Genomic DNA, 2,390 nt, shown 5'->3' with positions numbered 1-2,390 from the left:
TGCCGGGCTGCACTTCTTTAATCCGGCGCCGGTGATGAAGCTGGTGGAAGTGGTTAGCGGCCTGGCCACCTCGCCGGAGGTGGTCGAACAGCTGTGCCGGTGCGTTACCGCGTGGGGCAAGCAGCCGGTACGCTGCCGCTCAACGCCGGGGTTTATCGTCAATCGCGTGGCGCGCCCGTTCTACGCCGAAGCCTGGCGCGCGCTGGAGGAGCAGGTGGCTCCCGCGCAGGTCATTGACGCCGCGCTGCGCGACGGCGGCGGTTTCCCGATGGGGCCGCTGGCGCTGACCGATTTGATCGGCCAGGACGTCAACTTCGCGGTGACCTGTTCGGTATTTAACGCCTTCTGGCAGGACCGGCGCTTCCTTCCCTCGCTGCTGCAGCAGGAGCTGGCGCTGGCCGGGCGGCTGGGCAAAAAGAGCGGGCAGGGCGTGTACCGCTGGCCGCTGGACGCCGAGGCGGATCTGGCCCTCAGCGCGGTGGCCGACCCGGCAGGCGCGCTGAAGGTGAGTAGTAAACGTGACAATGTCACAGAACTTGACGAGCTGCTGCTGATGGAGACCGAAGGCCACACCGCCGAGGCCCTGAGCGCCCAGTACGGCCGTCCGGTGGTGGTCTATGACCACAGCGTCGGGGAGACGGTGGTGCTGGCGAGCGCGGAGTCTAATCCGCAGTCGGTTACCGATAAAGCGGTGCACTATTTTCAGCAGCAGGGCAAAAAGGTGCTGCAGATTGCCGACTATCCGGGGCTGCTGGTGTGGCGCACGGTGGCGATGCTGGTAAACGAAGCGCTGGATGCGGTGCAGAAAGGGGTGGCCGAGCCGGCGGATATCGATACCGCGATGCGCCTCGGGGTGAACTATCCGCACGGTCCGCTGGCGTGGGGCGCCCGACTGGGCTGGAACCGGGTGCTGCACCTGCTGGAAAACCTCCAGCAGCACTACGGCGAGGAGCGCTATCGCCCCTGTTCGCTACTGCGCCAGAAGGCGCTGCTGGAGATGCGTCATGAACGATAAGGCCTGGCGCAACGCGCGCGCGATGTACGAACTCGATACCTGCGCCCAGGCGCTGGGGATCGACATTATTGCGATGGACGAAGGCTACGCGCAGATGACCATGACCGTCGCGCCGAACATGCTTAACGGCCATCAAACCTGCCACGGCGGGCAGCTCTTTTCCCTCGCCGACACCGCTTTTGCCTACGCCTGCAACAGCCAGGGGCTGGCGGCGGTGGCCTCGGCGGCGAGCATCGACTTTCTGCGCCCGGCCTTCGCCGGCGACCGGCTGGTCGCCACCGCGCGGGTCAGGCAGCAGGGCAAACTGACCGGCGTCTACGACATCGAAATCGTTAACCAACAACAGAAAATTGTCGCCCTGTTTCGCGGTAAATCGCACCGCATCGGCGGCACAATCACAGGAGAAGTTTGATGCGCGACGCCTTTATTTGTGACGGAATTCGTACGCCGATCGGCCGCTACGGCGGGGCGCTCGCCAGCGTGCGGGCCGACGATTTGGCCGCCGTTCCGCTGCGCGAGCTGCTGAGCCGCAACCCGCGCCTCGATCCCGGCTGCATTGACGACGTGATTTTCGGCTGCGCCAACCAGGCCGGAGAAGATAACCGCAACGTGGCGCATATGGCGACGCTGCTGGCGGGCTATCCGCAGAGCGTCTCCGGTACCACCATCAACCGCCTGTGCGGCTCCGGGCTGGACGCAATCGGCTTTGCCGCCCGCGCCATTAAGGCCGGGGACGCCGACCTGATGATTGCCGGCGGCGTGGAGTCGATGTCGCGGGCGCCGTTTGTGATGGGCAAGGCCAGCGCGCCTTACCAGCGTCAGGCGGAGCTGTTTGATACCACCATCGGCTGGCGTTTTGTGAACCCGCTCATGCAGCAGCAATTTGGCACTGACAGCATGCCGGAAACGGCGGAGAATGTAGCCAAGTTGTTAAATATTAGCCGCACCGATCAGGACGCCTTCGCCCTGCGCAGCCAGCAGCTGACGGCGAAGGCCCAGCGTAACGGCATCCTGGCGCAGGAGATCGTGCCGGTACAGATTATCGGCAAGAAGGGGGCGGTCAGCGCCGTTCGCGACGATGAGCATCCGCGCGCCGAGACCACCCTGGAGCAGCTTTCACAGCTTAAAACCCCGTTTCGCAAGGGCGGCGTGGTCACCGCCGGAAACGCCTCCGGAGTTAACGACGGCGCGGCGGCGCTGATTGTCGCCAGCGAACGGCAGGCGCTGGCCCAGGGGCTGAGGCCGCGGGCGCGCATCGTGGCGATGGCCACGGCGGGGGTTGAACCACGGCTGATGGGGCTCGGGCCGGTGCCCGCCGTGCGCAAGGTGCTGGAGCGCGCGGGGCTGAACATTAACGATATGGACGTCATTGAAC

The 2,390-nt window shown here is 65.4% G+C and carries 3 protein-coding genes; all 3 read left to right on the top strand.

From position 1 onward, the window contains the following. Positions 1–1,015 (top strand): 3-hydroxyacyl-CoA dehydrogenase family protein (locus tag PFH44_RS26770; RefSeq protein WP_283826721.1); only part of this gene is annotated, 1,015 nt, incomplete at its 5' end. Further along, a complete protein-coding gene (gene paaI, locus PFH44_RS26765; RefSeq protein WP_283826720.1) occupies positions 1,005–1,427 on the top strand; it encodes a hydroxyphenylacetyl-CoA thioesterase PaaI in 423 nt (140 codons plus the stop codon). The genes PFH44_RS26770 and paaI, both read left to right, overlap by 11 nt. Next, positions 1,427–2,390 (top strand): acetyl-CoA C-acyltransferase (locus PFH44_RS26760; protein ID WP_283826718.1); only part of this gene is annotated, 964 nt, incomplete at its 3' end. The genes paaI and PFH44_RS26760, both read left to right, overlap by 1 nt.

This window comes from Klebsiella sp. Ech2A (assembly GCF_030078455.1).
Taxonomy (GTDB): Bacteria; Pseudomonadota; Gammaproteobacteria; order Enterobacterales; family Enterobacteriaceae; genus Klebsiella; species Klebsiella terrigena.
Note: the sequence above shows the minus strand (reverse complement) of the source record. Positions and strands in the feature narration are given on the sequence as shown.

What these genes read in the sequence shown, in the direction of transcription:
- paaI (WP_283826720.1), top strand. Translation starts at nt 1,005, where the DNA reads ATGAACGATAAGGCCTGGCGCAACGCGCGCGCGATGTACGAACTCGAT.